This is a genomic window from Pseudomonas vlassakiae, assembly GCF_014269035.2.
In the GTDB taxonomy this organism is placed as follows: Bacteria; Pseudomonadota; Gammaproteobacteria; order Pseudomonadales; family Pseudomonadaceae; genus Aquipseudomonas; species Aquipseudomonas vlassakiae.
Window position 1 is genome coordinate 133136 of record NZ_JABWRP020000013.1, and the last position, 18205, is coordinate 151340.

Annotated in this window: 20 protein-coding genes; 10 read left to right on the top strand and 10 right to left on the bottom strand. The window is 64.3% G+C overall.

Features of this window, described 5'->3' with window-relative positions; all coding sequences use genetic code 11:
• The first annotated feature begins 56 nt into the window (after positions 1 to 56).
• Positions 57 to 338, top strand: a complete 282-nt coding sequence (locus HU738_RS17725) for an Rdx family protein (protein ID WP_186604455.1) — start codon at positions 57 to 59, stop codon at positions 336 to 338.
• Here the strand turns inward: HU738_RS17725 and HU738_RS17730 are convergent, their stop codons facing one another.
• Positions 339 to 1229 carry a DMT family transporter gene (locus HU738_RS17730; RefSeq protein ID WP_176507924.1) on the bottom strand — a complete coding sequence of 297 codons (891 nt, stop codon included), beginning with the start codon at positions 1227 to 1229 and terminating at the stop codon, positions 339 to 341.
• Between the two features lie 291 nt (positions 1230 to 1520).
• Complete coding sequence (locus tag HU738_RS17735; RefSeq protein ID WP_186604457.1) at positions 1521 to 2285, bottom strand: helix-turn-helix domain-containing protein; 765 nt, start codon at positions 2283 to 2285, stop codon at positions 1521 to 1523.
• A 126-nt stretch (positions 2286 to 2411) separates the two neighbouring features.
• On the opposite strand from HU738_RS17735, the gene HU738_RS17740 reads away from it, so the two are divergent.
• The gene (locus tag HU738_RS17740; RefSeq protein WP_186604459.1) at positions 2412 to 3224 is read left to right on the top strand and encodes a UDP-2,3-diacylglucosamine diphosphatase; all 813 of its coding nucleotides are present in this window, start codon (positions 2412 to 2414) and stop codon (positions 3222 to 3224) included.
• Between the two features lie 18 nt (positions 3225 to 3242).
• Here HU738_RS17740 and HU738_RS17745 read toward each other — a convergent pair whose 3' ends face one another.
• Entirely contained in the window at positions 3243 to 3554 is a 312-nt protein-coding gene (locus tag HU738_RS17745; RefSeq protein WP_176507927.1) for an Mpo1-like protein, read from the bottom strand.
• A 155-nt stretch (positions 3555 to 3709) separates the two neighbouring features.
• Here HU738_RS17745 and HU738_RS17750 point away from each other — a divergent pair, with 155 nt between their 5' ends.
• Entirely contained in the window at positions 3710 to 4771 is a 1062-nt protein-coding gene (locus HU738_RS17750) for an AraC family transcriptional regulator (RefSeq protein WP_176507928.1), read from the top strand.
• On the opposite strand, the gene HU738_RS17755 is transcribed toward HU738_RS17750, so the two are convergent.
• The gene (locus tag HU738_RS17755; protein WP_186604461.1) at positions 4728 to 6182 is read right to left on the bottom strand and encodes a TrkH family potassium uptake protein; all 1455 of its coding nucleotides are present in this window, start codon (positions 6180 to 6182) and stop codon (positions 4728 to 4730) included. The two genes, HU738_RS17750 and HU738_RS17755, sit on opposite strands and share 44 nt — an antisense overlap.
• Positions 6183 to 6284: 102 nt before the next feature.
• Here HU738_RS17755 and HU738_RS17760 point away from each other — a divergent pair, with 102 nt between their 5' ends.
• The gene (locus HU738_RS17760) at positions 6285 to 6842 is read left to right on the top strand and encodes a nitroreductase family protein (protein WP_176507930.1); all 558 of its coding nucleotides are present in this window, start codon (positions 6285 to 6287) and stop codon (positions 6840 to 6842) included.
• Between the two features lie 116 nt (positions 6843 to 6958).
• On the opposite strand, the gene HU738_RS17765 is transcribed toward HU738_RS17760, so the two are convergent.
• From HU738_RS17765 to HU738_RS17785, 5 genes are all read right to left on the bottom strand, one after another.
• Positions 6959 to 8299: a sensor histidine kinase gene (locus HU738_RS17765; RefSeq protein ID WP_186604463.1), complete on the bottom strand. Its 1341-nt coding sequence runs from the start codon at positions 8297 to 8299 to the stop codon at positions 6959 to 6961.
• Between the two features lie 60 nt (positions 8300 to 8359).
• On the bottom strand, positions 8360 to 8776 hold the full coding sequence (locus HU738_RS17770; RefSeq protein WP_186604465.1) for a Spy/CpxP family protein refolding chaperone: 417 nt from the start codon (positions 8774 to 8776) through the stop codon (positions 8360 to 8362).
• 124 nt (positions 8777 to 8900) lie between these two features.
• Entirely contained in the window at positions 8901 to 9578 is a 678-nt protein-coding gene (locus HU738_RS17775) for a response regulator transcription factor (RefSeq protein ID WP_176507933.1), read from the bottom strand.
• 144 nt (positions 9579 to 9722) lie between these two features.
• Entirely contained in the window at positions 9723 to 10022 is a 300-nt protein-coding gene (locus HU738_RS17780; RefSeq protein ID WP_015271283.1) for a YciI family protein, read from the bottom strand.
• Position 10023: 1 nt separating this feature from the next.
• Positions 10024 to 10617, bottom strand: a complete 594-nt coding sequence (locus HU738_RS17785) for a septation protein A (protein WP_186604467.1) — start codon at positions 10615 to 10617, stop codon at positions 10024 to 10026.
• A gap of 67 nt (positions 10618 to 10684) precedes the next feature.
• Between HU738_RS17785 and HU738_RS17790 the strand changes: the two genes are divergently transcribed.
• The 6 genes from HU738_RS17790 to HU738_RS17815 all read left to right on the top strand — a co-directional run bounded on the left by HU738_RS17790 (position 10685) and on the right by HU738_RS17815 (position 17094).
• Positions 10685 to 11545, top strand: a complete 861-nt coding sequence (locus HU738_RS17790) for a PHP domain-containing protein (RefSeq protein ID WP_186604469.1) — start codon at positions 10685 to 10687, stop codon at positions 11543 to 11545.
• 13 nt (positions 11546 to 11558) lie between these two features.
• A complete protein-coding gene (locus HU738_RS17795; RefSeq protein WP_176507936.1) occupies positions 11559 to 12188 on the top strand; it encodes an L-threonylcarbamoyladenylate synthase in 630 nt (209 codons plus the stop codon).
• Entirely contained in the window at positions 12185 to 13039 is an 855-nt protein-coding gene (locus tag HU738_RS17800) for a segregation and condensation protein A (protein WP_496198494.1), read from the top strand. Before HU738_RS17795 ends, HU738_RS17800 begins: the two co-directional genes overlap by 4 nt.
• Positions 13026 to 13796, top strand: coding sequence for an SMC-Scp complex subunit ScpB (gene scpB / locus HU738_RS17805; protein WP_186604471.1), 771 nt, complete (start codon positions 13026 to 13028; stop codon positions 13794 to 13796). The genes HU738_RS17800 and scpB overlap by 14 nt, the downstream gene beginning before the upstream one ends.
• Before the next feature lie 171 nt (positions 13797 to 13967).
• Entirely contained in the window at positions 13968 to 15032 is a 1065-nt protein-coding gene (rluB, locus tag HU738_RS17810) for a 23S rRNA pseudouridine(2605) synthase RluB (protein WP_176507938.1), read from the top strand.
• 643 nt (positions 15033 to 15675) lie between these two features.
• Complete coding sequence (locus HU738_RS17815) at positions 15676 to 17094, top strand: amino acid permease (protein WP_186604473.1); 1419 nt, start codon at positions 15676 to 15678, stop codon at positions 17092 to 17094.
• Positions 17095 to 17199: 105 nt separating this feature from the next.
• Here HU738_RS17815 and HU738_RS17820 read toward each other — a convergent pair whose 3' ends face one another.
• A complete protein-coding gene (locus HU738_RS17820) occupies positions 17200 to 18084 on the bottom strand; it encodes a LysR substrate-binding domain-containing protein (protein ID WP_186604475.1) in 885 nt (294 codons plus the stop codon).
• Positions 18085 to 18205 lie beyond the last annotated feature (121 nt).

Here is an 18205-nt window from a genome sequence, read left to right on the forward strand (position 1 = left end):
AACCGAAGGCTAAAGACCGCTAGTATAAGCGGCCCCTCACCTGGAGATGCTTCAGCATGGCCGACAACAAGCCGGAAATCGTCATCACTTATTGCACGCAATGCCAATGGCTGCTGCGCGCCGCCTGGCTGGCCCAGGAACTGCTCAGCACCTTCGGCGACGACCTTGGCCGGGTGGCGCTGGAGCCTGGCACAGGCGGCATCTTCCGCATAACCTGCGATGCCGTGCAGATATGGGAACGCAAGGCCGACGGTGGCTTCCCCGAGGCCAAGGTGCTGAAGCAGCGCGTGCGCGACCAGATCGACCCGCAGCGCGACCTGGGCCACAACGATCGTTGATCAGGCGCCCTCGGCCGCGACCTTGTGCCGCGGCGGTTGCTCGGCGGCCATGCGGCTCGACAGCACGATGGCGAAGATGATCAGCACGCCGCCCAGCAGCATGCGCAGGGTTGGCGTTTCGGCGAACACTGCCCAGGCCACGGCGATGCCGTAGACCGGTTCCATGGCAAAGACAACGGCGGCGGTGCGCGCCTTGATCACCCCCAGGCTGGCCACGAACAGGCTGTGGGCGACGCCGGTGCAGAAGATGCCGAGCAGGGCGATCCACAGCCAGTCCATGCGTTCCACCTGGCTCAAGCCTGGGCCGGCGAAAGGCAGCAGGCACAGGCCGACCACCAGGTTTTGCCACAGCGCTGCCTGCACGGCCGGCAAACGGCCGGAGCCGGCGCGGTTGGTCAGTGACAGCAGCGAGAACAACAAACCGGAGAGCAAGGCCCAGAGCAGGCCACCGGTGGCCTGGCTGGCCAGGTCGAACTGTGGGGTGACCAGTATCAGGCCGATGCTGACCAGCACCACCAGCACACCTTCGTTGCGGCGGATGCGCTCGCGGAACAGCAGGCCTTCGAGGATCACGGTGAATGCCGGGAAGCTGGCGAAACCCAGGGTGGCGATGGCCACGCCGCCGACCTTCACGGCGATGAAGAAGCTGACCCAATGGCCGGCCAGCAGCACGCCGCCGAGCAGCAGGCGGCGTATGTCATGGCCGTTCAGGCGTCGCCAGCCGGGGCCGGTGAGGCTGGCGAACAATGCCAGGGCCAGCACGGCAAAGGCGGCGCGGCCGAAGACGATGATCGTCGGGCTGGCACTGGTGGCCAGTTTGCCGAACACCCCGGTCAGGCCGAAGAACAGCGCGCCGATGTGCAGGGCGCCGAGGGCGGTGCGATGGTTCATGCTGAGTCCTTGCTCAAATCTTTAAGGGCTGTGCCGGCCTCATCGCGGATAAATCCGCTCCTACACGGTATCTTCAGGCGCGGATTCATCCGCGATACACGGTGCCTTCAGGCGCGGGTTTATCCGCGATACACGGTGCCTTCAGGCGCGGGTTTATCCGCGATACACGGTGCCTTCAGGCGCGGATTCATCCCCGATACCCCGTACCTATAGGAGCGGATTTATCCGCGATGAGGCCGGTGCAGCACAGTGTAAGGCCACAGGCGATCCCTTTCTGTCGCCATCCTGCCGTCAGTTGTCGCCAGGCGCTCGCCGCATGGCCAGCGGCGAGCAACCAAACGCCCGCAGCATCGCCGCCGAAAATGCACTCTGCGAGCTGTACCCCACCTGCGCCGCAATCTCCCCCATCGGCAGCAAGGTCTGCGTGACCAGCCGCCTGGCCTTGAGCAGACGTCGCTGGCGAATGTAGTCCATTGGCGTCATGCCACATTCGGCGCTGAACCGTGCATGCAGCCGGGTACTGGACAAGCCGGCGATGCGCGCCAGGTCGGCCACCTGCAAGGGGTACGCTGCGTGCTGTTCGATATGCACATCGAACGCGGCGTAGGGCAGACGATGGCTGGGCGTGACGATGGCCGAAGCGCTGGGGTTGAGGCTGGCCAACAACAGTACCGCGCCTTGCCGGGCAATCAGCGGGTCGTCCATGGGGCTCGCCGCCAGCCAGTCCACCAGCTGCTGCTGGCGCTCGTTCAGCCCGCGTGCGCCAGGCTGGTCGAGCAGACGCCGGCTGGCATCGGCATGCGCCCCCAGCTGCTCGTGCAGCCAGTGTTCGTCCGGTACATCCAGCACCAGGCAATCGCTGCCGAGGTCACTGCCGCACGTGTGGTGGGCGCCAGCGGGCACCACCACCAGCCCCTGGCGGGCGACCTTGGCGCTGTGGCCCTGCACCTCGAAGTCCAGGCGGCCGTGCAGGCCGAACACCAGCTGCGGGTGTGCGTGACTGTGGGCGATCAGCTCATCGCGGTAATGACGCATGGATAGTATCGGGCCGGCCATGGGGCTTCCTCGTGGGGCTGCCCGCCATTGTGCCGCATTCCTGGTAGTCCATCACTCGTCACATCCCTGCCACCAACCTGTCACCTGCGCCTGCCAGTCTCCAGCAAACAGCGCCGGAGCCTGCCCATGACCCATGTCGAACTTTCTCGCCCGTCACGCAAGCAGCGCGTGCGCACGCTGTGGATATCCGATGTGCACCTGGGCACGCGAGACTGCCAGGCCGAACACCTGTCGCAGTTCCTCAAGGGTTACCAGGCCGACCGTATCTACCTGGTGGGCGATATCATCGATGGCTGGAAGCTGCGCAGCGGCATTTATTGGCCGCAAGCCCACACCAATGTGATCCGCCGCTTGCTGACCATGAGCAAGCGCGGCACCGAGGTGATCTACGTCACCGGCAACCATGACGAATTCCTGCGCCGTTACTCGAAACTGATGCTGGGCAACATCCAGCTGGTGGACGAGGCCGAGCACCTGACCGCCGACGGCCGTCGCCTGCTGGTGGTGCACGGCGACCAGTTCGACGTGATCACCCGCTATCACCGCTGGCTGGCCTTTCTTGGCGACCGTGCCTACGAGTTCACCCTGGTGCTCAACCGCTGGCTCAACCACTGGCGTGCCCGCTATGGGTATGGCTACTGGTCGCTGTCGGCGTACCTCAAGCACAAGGTCAAGGGGGCGGTGAACTTCATCAGCGACTTCGAGGATGCGATTGCCCATGAATGCACCCGTCGCGGTTTTCACGGGGTGGTGTGCGGGCATATCCACCATGCCGAGATCCGCCAGGTGGGGGAGGTGGAGTACCTCAACTGCGGCGATTGGGTGGAATCGTGCACGGCGCTGATCGAACATTGGGATGGCAGCATCGCGTTGTATCGGCTGGCCGATGCCCAGGCGCGGCTGGCCGCGCAAGCTGCTGCGGTACGCGAGCCGGCATGAGCCGGCTGCGCCCTCAGGCTAGAGGCTGATCCTGCCGAGCAGGATGTCGCGGAACATGGCGAAGTCGCCAATCAGGCTGTACCAGGGGTGACTGAAGGTCGCCGGCCGGTTCTTCTCGAAAAAGAAATGCCCCACCCAGGCGAAGCCGTAGCCGCAGATCGGTACCGCCAGCAGCAACAACCACTTGCCACTGCCCAGGGTGTAGGCCAGCAAGGCAATCACCAGGCTGGTGCCGACAAAGTGCAGGCGCCGGCAGGTGGGGTTGCTGTGCTCGCCCAGGTAATAGGGATAGAACTCGGCAAAACTGCGAAACTGCGCTGTGCGGGTCATGGGCAGTGCTCCGGGATTATCACTTTTGGACAGGATACACGGCGTGGAGCCTGAATCGAGTCTAGAGTCATTGGCGGGGCCGGCCAGTGACAATAGGCGCCAAATGAGTATCCTTGAGGTTCACCGCATGAAGCGGTCCGTACAAGAAGCCTGCCATGAGTGAGAGAACCACGTCAGCCAGCTGGGCATCAGGGATTGTGAAGGCGCTGGAGCTCGAAGGGCTCGATTGCCCGGCGATGTTCGAGCAGCTGGGGTTGGATTTCGCCGCACTCGACGATCCGGATGCACGCTTTCCGCAGGACGCCATGACCCGCCTCTGGCAGCTCGCGGTCGAACTTTCGGGCAACGAGGCGATTGGCCTGAACATGGCGCGGGTGGTGCGCCCGGCTTCGTTCCATGTGGTGGGTTACGCGCTGATGTCCAGCCGCACCCTGGCCGAAGGCTTCGAGCGGCTGGTGCGTTACCAACGCATCATTGCCGAAAGCTCCGACCTGAGTTTCACCCTTGGCCCTGAAGGCTATTCGCTGATTCTGACCGTGCATGGCGATCACCTGCCCCCCACCCGCCACAGCGCCGAAGCGTCACTGGCCTGCGCGCTGGCCTTGTGCAAATGGCTCAGCGGCCGGCCGGTGCAGCCGCGGCGGGTGTTGGTACAAGGGCCGCAGCCGAAGGATATCGAGCCGTACAAGGTGGCCTTTCATTCCCCGCTGGTATTCGGCGCTCCGCACGATGCCCTGGTATTCGAACGGGCCGACATGGAAGCGCCGTTGCCCACTGCCAACGAAGCCATGGCCATCCTGCATGACCGCTTTGCTGGCGAGTACCTGGCGCGTTTTTCCGAAAGCCGCGTGACCCATAGGGTGCGCCAGGTGCTGTGCCGTATCCTGCCCCAGGGCGAACCCAAGCGTGAAACCCTGGCCCAGGCCCTGCACTTGTCCCAGCGCACCCTGCAGCGCCGTTTGCAGGAAGAGGGCACCAGCTTCCAGGCATTGCTCGACGACACCCGTCGTGAGCTCGCCGAACAGTACCTGGCCCAGCCAGGCATGACCCTGCTGGAGACCGCCTACCTGCTGGGCTTTGCCGACCCGAGCAACTTCTACCGGGCATTCCGCCGCTGGTTCGATGAGACCCCCAGCGAATACCGCGCCCGGCTGGGCGCGGAGCCAGCCGAGGTCAGTGACGCCAGAACGCCGGCATGCACAACACCAGCACGGTGATGATCTCCAGGCGGCCCAGCAGCATACCGGTAGCGAGAATCCACTTGGCGGCATCCGGCAGCGTCGAGTAGTTGCCCGAAGGACCGACCACTTCGCCCAGGCCCGGGCCAACGCCCGACACCGTTCCGGCGGCACCGGTCAGCGCGGTCATCCAGTCCACGCCCAGCAATGACAGCAGCAGCGCCATTACGCAGATGGTGATGGCGAAGAAGAACGAGAAGGTCAGGATCGAGCGCACGATCTCTTCGTCCAGGCGATGGCCGTTGTATTTCTGCTTGATCACCGCGCGCGGGTGGATCAGCTGGTTGAGGCTCGCCTTGAGCAGGATGTAGGCGACCTGGAAACGGAAGATCTTGATGCCGCCGGCCGTCGAGCCAGAGCAGCCACCGACGAAGCCCAGGTAGAAGAACAGCATCAGCGAGAAGTTGCCCCACAGGCTGTAGTCGCCCAGCGCGAAACCCGTGGTGGTGACCACCGAGGTCACGTTCAGTGCCACGTGGCGCAGGGCATCGAGCCAGTGCAGGTTGGTGGTGTACCAGTACCAGGTGCCGAGCACGATCCAGGTCACCACCAGCATGCCCAGCAAGCCCTGCACCTGCTGGTCACGGATCAGCGCCTTGCGGTTGCCGCGCAGGGTTGCCACGTACAGCGTGAAGGGCAGGCTGCCGAGGATCATCACCACCACCGCGACCCAGTGCACGGCGGGGATGTCCCACTTGGCCAGGGACTGGTCAGAGGTGGAGAAACCGCCGGTGGAGATCGCTGACATGGCGTGGTTGATGGCATCGAACGGGCTCATGCCGGCCCACCAGAAGGCCAGTGCGCCAAAGATGGAGAAGCCGACGTACACGCCGACGATCGATTTGGCGACCATGTGCGAGCGCGGCATGACCTTTTCCGAACGGTCCGACGATTCGGTCTGGAACAGGCGCATGCCACCGATGCGCAGCAGCGGCAGGATCGCCACCGCCATGGCGATGAAGCCGATGCCACCGAGCCAGTGCAGCATCGAGCGCCACATCAGGATGCCCGGCGACATGCTGTCCAGCCCGCTGAGCACCGTGGCGCCGGTGGCGGTGATGCCGGACATGCTTTCGAAGAAGGCGTCGGTGTAGCTGATGTGCTGGGTCAGCAGGAAGGGCAGTGCGGCGAAGACGCACACCACCACCCAGCTGCTGACGGTGAGCAGGTACATGTCGCGCGGGCGCAGGTGGACGTGCTCGGGGCGCCCCTGCAGCACCATGGCCAGGCCGGCGATGAAGGTGATCAGGCTCGACCAGAGGAACGACGGCATGTCGCCGGTGCGTTCGAACACCACCAGGGTCGCCATGGGCACGACCATGCTGACCGCCAGGGTGATCAGGAAGATGCCGATGATGAAACCAATGATCCTTAAGGTCGGCAACGCCATGTGATCTGCTCTGACTCGAAACGGAAGGGCGCCATTCTACCTATGGGTCTGGTGATGTAAACGCTAGAATGGCCGCACATTTACCTGCCAGGAGGGTAGCCGATGGAGGCTCTCGACGCATTGCTCAACCGTGTTTCCGTGCCACGCCTGACCGACCCTGCGCCCAACGAGGCCCAGCGTGAGGCGCTGTTCCAGGCCGCCTTGCGCGCACCGGACCACGGCCAGCTGCGGCCATGGCGCTTCCTGACCATCGAGGGCCAGGGCCGCGTCAAGCTGGGTGAGCTGTTTGCCGAAGCGTTGCAGCACAAGGGTGACGCCAGCCAGGCTGCACTGGACAAGGCGCGGGCCATGCCGCTGCGCGCGCCATTGCTGATCGTGGTGATTGCCAGGCTGCAGGACCACTACAAGGTACCGAAGTCCGAGCAGCGCCTGGCGGCAGGGTGCGCGGCCCATGGCATCCTGATTGCGGCGCATGCCCAGGGGATCGGTGCGGTTTGGCGCACTGGCGACATGGCGTTCGATGCGCATGTGCACAAAGGCTTGGGGCTGGCGGAGAACGAGGAGCTGATCGGCTACCTGTATGTCGGTACGCCGATGGCCGAGCCGCGCACGGCGCCTATCCTCGAGACTGCCGAGTACGTCAGCGCCTGGGGCGAATAACGCGCCGGATTCTTCGCGGGCAAGCCCGCTCCCACAGGTACAGCGCGGGCTTCGGGCCTGAGGCGATCCCTGTAGGAGCGGGTTTACCCGCGAAAGGGCCGGTACCCGCTGTCACTTCAACTGCCAGTCACAACTGCCAGCGGCAACTCCAGGCGGGCCACGAACCCACCCTGCGGGTGATTCTCCAGTAGCAGGCTGCCGCCATGGCGCTCCGCCGCCTTGCGCGCAATCGCCAGCCCCAGCCCATGCCCTGCCGCTTCCTGCCCCGGCGCCCGGAAGAATGGCTCACCCAACTGCGCCAGGTGCTCCGGCGCCGTCCCCGGCCCATGGTCGCGCACACTCAGCACGATCTTGTCCTGCTCGCGCTGCGCGCTGATCTCGATCGGTTGCCCTTGCGGGGTGAAGCGCAGGGCATTGCGCACCAGGTTGTCCACGGCACGCTCGATCAGCGTCGGCCAGCCTTGCAGCGTCAGCCCCGGCTGCGCTTCCAGCTTCACCTCCTGCTCTGGTGCACTGAGCTGAGCGTCCTTGCGCACGCTGCCGAGCAAGGCGTTGAGGTCGACAGGCTCGGCGTGGGCCTGCTCGGCATCGACCCGGGCCAGCGTCAGGATTTCGCTGATCAGGTCTTCCAGGCGGTCGCATTCACGGGTCAGGCGTGGCCACAGGGCCTGGCGCTGCTCGGTCTCGGCTCGCTCGGCCAGGGCCAGGGCAATGCGCAGGCGGGCCAGCGGCGAACGCAGCTCGTGGGACACATCACGCAGCAACTGGCGCTGGCTGCCGATCAGGCTCTGCAGGCGCGCCCCCATCTTGTTGAAGTCTTTGGCCAGCACACCGAACTCGTCACGCCGGGCAGCCAGGCGGGCCAGGCTGTTCTGTTGGTAGCTGGTTTGGCCAAGGTCGTGCACGGCGCCGCGCAGGCGGTTCAGGGGGCGGGTGATCGACAGGGTCACCAGCAGGCTGAACAAGGTCAGCACCACCAGGGCGATGCCCAGCGCACTCAACGGCCAGAGCAGGCTCTCACGGTGCCAGGCGTCCAGCTCCGGATGCGGGATGCGGTAGATCAGCAGGTAGGTGTTGCCGGTGTCGGGGCTGGTGTATTCCTCGGTCAGGCGCCGCCACGGCAGGTGGCGCTCGTCATTGTGCTGGCGCGCCTCGAACGCCGCAGCGCGGCGCGGGAACGTACCGGGCACCACTGCATCGCCGCTGTCGTCCAGCACCTGCACATCGATCTTGTAGCGCTGCTTGCGTCGCTCGAGGAAGGCCTGGGCCGACTCCAGGCCTTCTTGCTCGTAATGCTTGGCCCAATGGCTGGCCATGGTCTTGAGGCCCGGGTGGCGGCTGAGGATCCAGGCGTCCTGGTTAAGCACGTGGCCCAGCAGGAGCGACAGGCCCGCGACCAGGGCGATAGCCAGCCAGAAACTGGCCAGGATGCGCCAGAACAGAGAACGCAAGAGCACCTCCTGAAAACGGGAAAAGCCCGGCCCGCTTGAGGACGGGCCGGGCATTGGGGAGGAAGCTTACTGGGCCTTGGCGGCTTTTGCAGCTTTCCAGTCCTGGAACTCTTTCCATTCAGCCTTGCGGGCTTCGCGCTCCTTTTGCAGTTCATCGAACTTCTTCTGCTGGTCAGGCTTGAGCAGCGCGCGGACTTGACTGTCGGTCTTGTCGTGGCTGGCCTTGAGTTCGTCTTTCATGGCCTTCTGCTCGGCGGCTGGCAGCTTGTTCAGGTAGCGCTCGGTGATTTCGCGGCGGTTCTGCATCTGCTCGCCCATCAGCTTGCCAAGCTGCTGGCGCTGGTCGCGGCTCAGGTCCAGTTGGGCGAAAGGCGCATCACCGCGATGATGCGGGCCGTCGTGACGCGGGCCGCCGTCAGGCATGGCCATGGCCACGGTCGGCAGGGCGGCGGCGAACATCAGGGCGATAAGGGTCTTGCGCATGGTGTCTCTCCTGTCATGGGCCGGTGGTTACCGGATGAGCTCAGTCTAGGGAGATCAAGGTCAAGCGCAGTCAGCTGACGGTAAAGGCAGGGTAAAGATGGGGCGCGGGCGGCCCCATGCTGGCTTACAGGCAGTAGTAGTAACCACGGCTACGCAGCGCGACGATCCGCGCCCGCCCATCGGCATGCGGGCCGATCTTCTTGCGCAGGTTACTGACATGCATGTCCAGGCTGCGGTCGTACAGGGTCAGCTTGCGCCCCAGGGCGATCTGCGCCAGTTCCTGCTTGTCCAGCGGCTCGCCCGGTTGGCGCAGCAGTGCTTCGAGGATTCGGCTTTCGGACAGGGTCAGGCTCATGTCGCGGCCATCGATGCTGACCACGCCGCGCACCGGGCTGAACGCCAGGTCACCGATCTCCAGCTGGGTGGTGGTGGCGGTGGGGTGGCTGCGGCGCAGCACGGCGCGCAGGCGCGCGGTGAGCTCACGGGGGTCGCAGGGCTTGGCCAGGTAATCGTCGGCGCCCAGCTCCAGGCCGAGGATGCGGTCCAGCGGTTCGCCACGGGCCGACAGCATCAGCACCGGCAGCTCGGCATGTTCGCTGCGCAGTTGCTTGAGCAGCTCCAGGCCACTGCCGTCGGGCAGCATCACATCCAGCACCACGGCCGCCGGGGCATGCTCGGCCAAGGCCTGGCGCGCGCTCACGCCATCGTGGCAGGCGCGTACCGCAAACCCTTCCTGGGTCAGCCAGCTGCCGAGCAGCTCGCAGAGTTCCTGGTCATCATCAATCAGTAACAGCTCGCTCATGACTCACTCAATTCAACCATTGACGGCGTCTTCTGTGTCCGCCAGTGGCAAAGATACCGCAGACTGAGGACGAGCGTGCACTTCGAGCCTGCAATTAGAGCGGGGCAGGCCGCGTCGCCGGCTCGATCGGCGACGCGGTGGCAATCAAGGCAGGACTTGCTTGAACGGCTTGACGACGACCTTGTCGTACACGCCGGCGGCGATGTACGGGTCGGCATCGGCCCAGGCCTGGGCGGCGGCCAGGGAGTCGAACTCGGCGACGATCAGGCTGCCGCTGAAGCCGGCTTCACCCGGGTCGTTGCTGTCGATGGCCGGGTGCGGGCCGGCCAGTACCACGCGGCCTTCGGCCTTGAGCTGCTGCAGGCGCTCGATGTGCGCCGGGCGTGCGGCCAGGCGTTTTTCCAGGGAGTTCGCGACGTCGCTGGCGATGATGGCGTAGAGCATGTCAATCCTTGGGTTTGGAGGTGGAGGGGTCGTCGTGCAGGTGACGCGACAGGTAAACACCCTGCGCCACCAGGAAGATCACGGTCATGCCCAGGCTGCCGAACACCTTGAAGTCGACCCAGAAGTCCTGGAAGGTAAAGGCAACGAACAGGTTGGCGGCGCCGCAGAACACGAAGAAGGCGACCCAGGCCACGTTCAGGCGCGACCAGATGGCGTCGGGCAGGGTCAAGGCGTGGCCCATGATGCGCTTGATCAGCACCCGGTCGCCGATGAAGTGACTACCGGCGAAGCCCAGGGCGAACAGCCAGTTGACCACCGGCGCCTTCCACTTGAGGAAGGTTTCGCTGTGAAAGGTCAGGGTCAGGCCACCGAACACCAGGCAGGCGATCAAGGTCAGCCACTGGCCCTTCTCCAGTTTGCGCTGGCGCAGGAACAGTGCGCCGTAAACCACCAGCGAGCTGATGATCAGCATTGCCGTGGCGCTGTAGATGCCGCCGAATTCGAAGCTGTGACCGGCGACGTCCACCGGGCGCGGGTCGAGCTTGTAGACGATGAAGAACAGCAGCAGCGGGATGAAATCGATGAATTGTTTCACAATGGCAGCCAGGATCGGGATGTGACGGCATAATAACAAACATCGATTCCAGCGAAAGCGCTCCTCCATGAATGTTGATCTGCACTGTCACAGCACGGCCTCCGACGGCGCCCTGTCGCCTGCGGACCTGGTCGCCCGGGCCCACGAGCACGGGGTGCAAACGCTGGCACTGACCGACCACGATACCCTCGAAGGGCTGGCCGAGGCGCGCCAGGCCTGCCATGCGCGTGGCATGCACTGGGTCAGCGGCGTGGAACTGTCGTGCACCTGGGGGGGCGCGACCATTCACGTGCTGGGCTACAACTTCCCGCTCGAAGCGCCGCCCTTGCTCCAGGCCATCGAGGCCTTGCACCGCGGCCGCTGGTTGCGCGCCGAGGAAATCGACAAACGGTTGGCGGCCAAGGGCATGCCGGGCGCCCTCGACGGCGCACGGGCCGTGCAGCAAGAGCTGGGCGACAGCGGTAACGCCCCGGCGCGGCCGCACTTTGCCGAGTTCCTGGTGCGCGCCGGCCATGTCAAGGACCGCGCCGAGGCCTTCCGCAAGTGGCTCGGGGCCGGCAAGCTGGGCGACGTCAAGCAGCACTGGCCGACGCTCGATGAAACTGTCGCCACCCTGCGCCAGTCCAACGCCTGGGTGAGCCTTGCGCATCCCATGCATTACGATCTGACCCGCAGCAAGCGCAGGCGCCTGATTGCCGACTATATTCAGGCAGGCGGGCAGGCACTTGAAGTGGTCAACGGGATGATGCCGGCCGAGCAGGTGGGCACGATGTCCATCCTCACCCGTGAGTTCGGCCTGCTGGCAAGCGCTGGCAGCGATTTCCACGGCCCCGGCACCTGGGGCGAGATCGGTGCCTACCGGCCATTGCCCGAGGACTTGCCACCTCTGTGGCGTCGATTCAGCCATGAACAGCCTATGGCGCTATGAACAGGACGACTTTGTGAGCCAATTTTTCCAGATTCATCCGGAGAACCCACAACCGCGCCTGATCCGCCAGGCGGTGGAGATCATCCGCAAGGGCGGCGTGGTGGTCTACCCGACCGACTCGGCCTATGCCCTGGGTTGCCAGATTGGCGACAAGGCGGCGATTGAGCGCGTGCGCCGCCTGCGCGGCCTGGACAAGACCCACAACTTCACCCTGATGTGCTGCGACATGTCGCAACTGGGGCTGTACGCCAAGGTCGACACCGGCACCTTCCGCCTGCTCAAGGCCCATGTGCCCGGGCCCTACACCTTCATTCTCAACGGTACCCGCGAAGTGCCGCGCCTGCTGCTGCATGAAAAGCGCCGCACCATCGGCCTGCGCGTGCCTGACCACGGCATCACCCTGGCGCTGTTGGCCGAACTGGGCGAGCCGCTGATGAGCGTGAGCCTCATCCTGCCGGGCGACACCGAGCCGATGACCGATCCCTACGAGATCCGCGAGCGCCTGGAGCACCATGTGGACCTGGTCATCGACGGCGGCTTTGGCGACCTCAAGGCCTCGACCATCATCGACCTGTCCGGCGACGAACCTGAGCTGATCCGCGAAGGCTGCGGCGACCCCACGCCGTTCATGGTCAACGCGTGAGTCAGGTGGAAGTCGCCGAGGCGCCGGCCGAGCAGGCCGCTTCGCCCCAGCAGTTGCAACTGGCGCTGGTCTACGGCGAAGCACTCACCGAAATGCCGGTGGACCTGTACATCCCGCCGGACGCCCTGGAGGTCATCCTCGAAGCCTTCGAGGGGCCGCTGGACCTGCTGCTGTACCTGATCCGCAAGCAGAACATCGACATTCTGGACATCCCCGTGGCGGAGATCACACGCCAGTACATGGGCTATGTCGAGCTGATGAAGAGCGTGCGCCTGGAGCTGGCCGCCGAGTACCTGGTGATGGCCGCGATGCTCGCCGAAATCAAGTCGCGCATGCTGTTGCCGCGCTCGGCAGAGGTCGAGGAAGAGGAGGGCGACCCGCGCGCCGAGCTGATCCGCCGGCTGCAGGAGTACGAGCGCTTCAAGGCTGCCGCCGAAGGCATCGACGAGTTGCCGCGGGTGGGCCGTGAGATCGTCGTGCCGTGTCTTGAGGCCCCCCAGGCCAAGGTGCGCAAGCTGCTGCCGCAGGTCAGCCTGGAAGAGCTGCTGGTGTCCATGGCCGAAGTCATGCGCCGCAACGATCTGTTCGAGAGCCACCAGATCACCCGCGAGACGCTGTCCACCCGCGAGCGCATGAGTGATGTGCTGGAGCGCCTCAAAGGGGGGGCTTTCGTGCCGTTTGTCGAGCTGTTCTCTTCAGACGAGGGTAAGCTTGGCGTGGTGGTGACCTTCATGGCGATCCTCGAGCTGGTGAAGGAATCGCTGGTCGAACTGGTGCAGAATGCGCCCTTTGCGCCGATCCATGTGCGGCTGCGTCCCGAGTCTGTCGAAGAACCTGATGAACCTCAATGAACCCCGCGACCTGGCGTCGCTGATCGAAGCCTTCCTGCTCGCTTCGGGCAAGCCGCAGTCCCTCGAACGCCTCTACGAGCTGTTCGAGGAGGCCGAGCGCCCCGAGCCGAAGGTGTTCAAGAAGGCCCTGGAAGTGCTCGCCAAGTCCTGCGCCGGGCGGGCGTTCGAGCTCAAGGAGGTGGCCACCGGTTACCGCCTGCAGATTCGTGAAGACTTCGCGCCCTGGGTCGGACGGCTGTGGGAAGAGCGCCCGCAGCGATATTCCCGTGCGTTGCTCGAAACCATGGCGCTGATCGCCTACCGCCAGCCGATCACCCGTGGCGAGATCGAGGATGTGCGGGGTGTGGCGGTCAACAGCAACATCATCAAGACGCTGATGGAGCGCGAGTGGATTCGCGTGGTCGGCTACCGCGAGGTGCCCGGGCGCCCGGCGATGTTCGCCACCACCAAGGCATTTCTCGATCACTTCAATCTCAAGAGCCTGGACGAGCTGCCAGCGCTGGCCGAACTGCGCGAGATGGAACCTCAACCGGTGCTTGATCCGGATGAGGCCCCGGTGCCGGCGCACATACAGGCCCTGGCCGATGCCAGCCTGGGCGAAGAGGAGGCCGTCGGCGAGGCGAAGGACGAGACCAGTTTCCGCAGTTTGCTGGTGGAGCTCGACGCCATGGAGGAGGGGCTGAAGACCGACTTCGACGACCTGCGCGAGGAAGAGCCCGAGGCATCGGTGGCGGAAGAGGGCAAGTCGGAACCCTGATTCTTCTGCCGGCAACGCCCACACACCACCATTAGGCAGAATTCACTCCCAAAGCCCACAAAAGCCTCTACCCTGCAGTGCGTTCCCTCAGCGAACCGCGTATGATGCGCGGCCTTTTGGCGCGTTCGTCGCCAGAACCCTTATTTCATTCCTACACCGGGAGGTGCCCAGATGAGTGAGCAAGACCTGCAAAATACCGAAATTACCCCACCAGCCGGCGAAAAGCTGCAGAAAGTGCTGGCGCGCATTGGCGTCGGCTCGCGCCGTGACGTCGAAGCCTGGATCAGTCAGGGCCGCATCAAGGTCAACGGCGTCGAGGCCACCCTCGGCCTGCGTGTCGACCTGCACGACGCCATTACTGTCGATGGCAAGCTGATCAAGCGTGAAGAGGCCGCCGAGGCCACGCGCCGGGTAATCATGTACAACAAGCCCGACGGCGAGATCTGCACCCGTGACGACCCGGAAGGCCGCCCGACCGTGTTCGACCGCTTGCCGCGGCCAAAAGAAGGCCGCTGGATCAACATCGGCCGCCTCGACATCAACACCACTGGCCTGCTGCTGTTCACAACCGACGGCGAACTGGCCAACCGCCTGATGCACCCGTCCTACGAGATGGACCGCGAGTACGCCGTGCGTGTGCGTGGTGAAGTCGATGACGAAATGATCGATCGCCTCAAGGCCGGCGTGATGCTCGAAGACGGCCCGGCCAAGTTCACCGACATCCAGAAGGCACCAGGCGGCGAAGGCTTCAACCACTGGTACCACTGCGTGGTGATGGAAGGCCGTAACCGTGAAGTGCGCCGCCTGTGGGAATCCCAGGGCATGGTGGTCAGCCGCCTGAAGCGCGTGCGCTTCGGCCCGGTGTTCCTCAACTCCGACCTGCCGATGGGCCGCTGGCGTGAAATGACCCAGGGCGAAATCGACATCCTCGCCGCTGAAGTCGGCCTGCAGCCGGTTGCGCTGCCAGCCTTGAACCTCAAGGCCAAGGACAAGATGGAGCGCCTGCAGCGCAAGTCGAGCCGCCCGCTGGGGCGCAACGAGCGCGTGCGCAGCCTGCGTCCGGCCCATGAGGGTGCCGCGGCCGAGCGTCCAGCTCGCCAGTCGCGTGACGAAGCACCGCGCAAGGGCAACCGTGGCAGCGCCGTGGCCGAGCGCCCGAGCGAGATGCGCAAGCGCCCAGGCAAGCCTGACGGTGATAAGCCGGCTGGCCGTGGTCGCGGCAAGCCGCGGGGTTGATTGCCCTGTGCAGCCATCAGGAACCAGCCTTCGGGCTGGTTTTTTTATGCCTGTCACAATTCGGGTCGCCAGGCGGCCCCAACCTGTTGAACAAAAAGAATTTTTCGGACGACTGGCAAGTTTCTGAACCGTGTTGTAAAGAAAACTATACATAGCGGCCCGAATTCTGCCGGCAATTCGGAAATTTCCTGCTCGTGTAAACAGAACTTGCCGCTCCGCCCGCCGCGAGGCCTCTGCTCCGATTCCGCCCGGTCTTGCTCAAACCCCCGTACCACGGTGGTATAGCGCTCATTGCCATGTGCAAAAGCCCGTCCACAGAGCCGGGCCAACAGAACAACAAATGGAGGCGCCATGTACGCCGATCACTTCGCCTTTTCAGGCTCCTACCACAGGATCGCTGCGTTTTTTCCCAAGGAAACGATGCAACGCGTTGACGCCTGCACGTTTGCAGGGGTATACAGTGCGCCGCGTTTTACCTGTGACCCTCTTGCGTACCGCGCACTCCTGCCCACACCTGGCTGATCCGCCCCGGCGGTATCCGTTGGCAGGAAACCCAAGGTAACCACCTTGCCCATTCCGCTGCGCCACGAGCGCGGTGGGTCCGATTCCGTCACAGATAAAAACAATGCAGGTGACTTCGTTCATGAGTGGACAAAACATGCATTCAGGCGAGCTCAAGCGGGGCCTGAAGAACCGCCACATCCAGTTGATCGCCCTCGGCGGCGCGATTGGTACCGGCCTGTTCCTCGGCTCGGCAGGCGTGATGAAATCCGCCGGCCCGTCGATGATCCTCGGTTACGCCATCTGCGGCTTCATCGCCTTCATGATCATGCGCCAACTCGGCGAGATGATCGTCGAAGAGCCGGTGGCCGGCTCGTTCAGCCACTTCGCACACACCTACTGGGGCGGCTTCGCCGGTTTCCTGTCGGGGTGGAACTGCTGGGTGCTGTACATCCTGGTGGGCATGTCGGAGCTGTCGGCGGTAGGCAAGTACGTGCATTACTGGTGGCCGGAGATCCCGACCTGGGTCACGGCAGCAGCGTTCTTCGTGCTGATCAACGCCATCAACCTGATGAACGTGAAGTTCTTCGGTGAAGCTGAATTCTGGTTTGCCATCATCAAGGTCGTGGCCATTGTCAGCATGATCGGCCTGGGTGCCTACCTGCTGACCAGCGGCAACGGCGGCCCTGACGCCTCGGTGAGCAACCTGTGGAGCCACGGCGGCTTCTTCCCGCATGGTGTCAGCGGCCTGGTGATGGCCTTGGCGTTCATCATGTTCTCGTTCGGTGGCCTGGAAATGCTTGGTTTCACCGCCGCCGAGGCCGACAAGCCAAAGACCGTGATCCCGAAAGCGATCAACCAGGTCATCTACCGTATCCTGATCTTCTATGTCGGCGCTCTGGTCGTGCTGCTGTCGCTGACCCCATGGGACAACCTGGTCGCCAGCATCGATGCGTCCGGCGGCAGCTATGGCAGCAGCCCGTTCGTCCAGGTGTTCTCGCTGCTGGGCAGCGATGTGGCGGCCAACCTGCTGAACTTCGTGGTACTGACCGCAGCGCTGTCGGTCTACAACAGTGGCACCTACTGCAACGCCCGCATGCTGCTGGGCATGGCCGAGCAGGGTGATGCCCCGGCCTCGCTGGCCAAGGTCGACAAGCGCGGCGTGCCGGTGCGTTCGATCCTGGTGTCGGCGGGTGTGACCCTGATCGCCGTGCTGCTCAACTACCTGATGCCGCAGAATGCGCTGGAGCTGCTGATGTCGCTGGTAGTGGCAACTCTGGTGATCAACTGGGCGATGATCAGCTACTCGCACCTGAAGTTCCGCCAGCACCTTGACCGCGTTGGGCAGAAGCCGCTGTTCAAGGCGCTGTGGTACCCGTACGGCAACTACCTGGTGCTGGCCTTCGTGGTGCTGATCCTCGGCATCATGCTGATGATTCCGGGCATCCAGGTGTCGGTGTATGCGATTCCGGTGTGGCTGGCGGCGATGCTGCTGGCGTACCTGGCCAAGGGGCGTCGTCGGCCGCTGGCCAATGGCACTGCTGGTACCGTGGCCAAGTAAGCAGTGATTGCTGGAAGAAACCCGATGTCAGGCGACTGGCATCGGGTTTTTTGTTGCCTGTTCCGGCCTCTCGCGGGTAAAACCGCGAAGAGGTCGGAACAGGCGTCAAATCTGTTCCAGCAACCAACTCCGAAATGCCCTCAAGGAAGGCAAAGCCTCATTGCGCGGCGGATAGATCAGGTAATAACTGCGCTGACTGGCAAACGCCGCCCCCGGGCTGAACAGTTCACCCTTGGCCAACTCTTCTTCCACCAGAATCCGTGGTACCAGGCCAATGCCGATCCCGGCCCGCACCGCCTGAATCAGGTGCGAGGTCAGTTCGAAGCTCGGCCCCAGGCGCATCGCCCGGTGCGCCAGGCCATGGTGGGAAAACCACTCGCCCCAGGCGTGGGGGTTGTTGGCCACGTTCAACAGCACCTCTTCACTGATCCGCGCCGGGGCCCAGCCTTGGGCATCGCCACTCGCTTCAGGCGGCAGGATCACCACCAGCTCCTCGGCATGCAGGCGATGGCAGATCAGCCCGGGCAGGTCGTGGCTGGCCACGCCGATGGCGGCGTCGATCTCGCTGGTGTCGAAGTTGATCGCTTCGATACGTGAATGAATGTGCACCAGCATCCCCGGGTGGGCACTGTAGAACGCATGCAGGCGCGGCAGCAGCCACTTCGAGCCGAAGGTGGGCAGGGTGGCCAGGCGCAGGGTGCCGACCCCGGACTGGTAGGCCAGCGCCTGCAAGGTGGCGCTGCGGATGCGCCCCAGCGCCTCGCTCAGCTCGCGCTGGTACAGCCGGCCGACGTCGGTCAGCTGCACCTGGCGGCCCTCGCGGCGGAACAGGGTCAGGCCCAGTTGCTGCTCCAGGGCCTGCACCTGACGGCTGACCGCGCTCTGGGTCAGCGACAGTTCGGCGGCGGCGCGGGTGTAGCTTTCATGCCGGGCCGCCGCTTCGAAAGCCAGCAGCAGCGACATGGACGGTGTCAGGTGGCGGTAATTCATTCATAAAAGTCATTGATAGCGGCAGGATTATCCGTTTGCCCCTGAAGCGAAACTACAGGAACATTGGCCTATACGTCATCCCTGCATGAAGCAATGCATGCCGGGGCGACAGGATTCCCGT

Bases quoted from the DNA above. Each gene is read 5' to 3' on its own strand.
- HU738_RS17735 (WP_186604457.1), bottom strand. From the start codon at position 2,285: ATGGCCGGCCCGATACTATCCATGCGTCATTACCGCGATGAGCTGATC.
- HU738_RS17730 (WP_176507924.1), bottom strand. From the start codon at position 1,229: ATGAACCATCGCACCGCCCTCGGCGCCCTGCACATCGGCGCGCTGTTC.
- rluB (WP_176507938.1), top strand. From the start codon at position 13,968: ATGAGTGAGCAAGACCTGCAAAATACCGAAATTACCCCACCAGCCGGC.
- HU738_RS17725 (WP_186604455.1), top strand. From the start codon at position 57: ATGGCCGACAACAAGCCGGAAATCGTCATCACTTATTGCACGCAATGC.
- HU738_RS17820 (WP_186604475.1), bottom strand. From the start codon at position 18,084: ATGAATTACCGCCACCTGACACCGTCCATGTCGCTGCTGCTGGCTTTC.
- HU738_RS17760 (WP_176507930.1), top strand. From the start codon at position 6,285: ATGGAGGCTCTCGACGCATTGCTCAACCGTGTTTCCGTGCCACGCCTG.
- scpB (WP_186604471.1), top strand. From the start codon at position 13,026: ATGAACCTCAATGAACCCCGCGACCTGGCGTCGCTGATCGAAGCCTTC.
- HU738_RS17775 (WP_176507933.1), bottom strand. From the start codon at position 9,578: ATGAGCGAGCTGTTACTGATTGATGATGACCAGGAACTCTGCGAGCTG.
- HU738_RS17780 (WP_015271283.1), bottom strand. From the start codon at position 10,022: ATGCTCTACGCCATCATCGCCAGCGACGTCGCGAACTCCCTGGAAAAA.
- HU738_RS17740 (WP_186604459.1), top strand. From the start codon at position 2,412: ATGACCCATGTCGAACTTTCTCGCCCGTCACGCAAGCAGCGCGTGCGC.
- HU738_RS17770 (WP_186604465.1), bottom strand. From the start codon at position 8,776: ATGCGCAAGACCCTTATCGCCCTGATGTTCGCCGCCGCCCTGCCGACC.
- HU738_RS17745 (WP_176507927.1), bottom strand. From the start codon at position 3,554: ATGACCCGCACAGCGCAGTTTCGCAGTTTTGCCGAGTTCTATCCCTAT.
- HU738_RS17815 (WP_186604473.1), top strand. From the start codon at position 15,676: ATGAGTGGACAAAACATGCATTCAGGCGAGCTCAAGCGGGGCCTGAAG.
- HU738_RS17750 (WP_176507928.1), top strand. From the start codon at position 3,710: ATGAGTGAGAGAACCACGTCAGCCAGCTGGGCATCAGGGATTGTGAAG.
- HU738_RS17755 (WP_186604461.1), bottom strand. From the start codon at position 6,182: ATGGCGTTGCCGACCTTAAGGATCATTGGTTTCATCATCGGCATCTTC.
- HU738_RS17790 (WP_186604469.1), top strand. From the start codon at position 10,685: ATGAATGTTGATCTGCACTGTCACAGCACGGCCTCCGACGGCGCCCTG.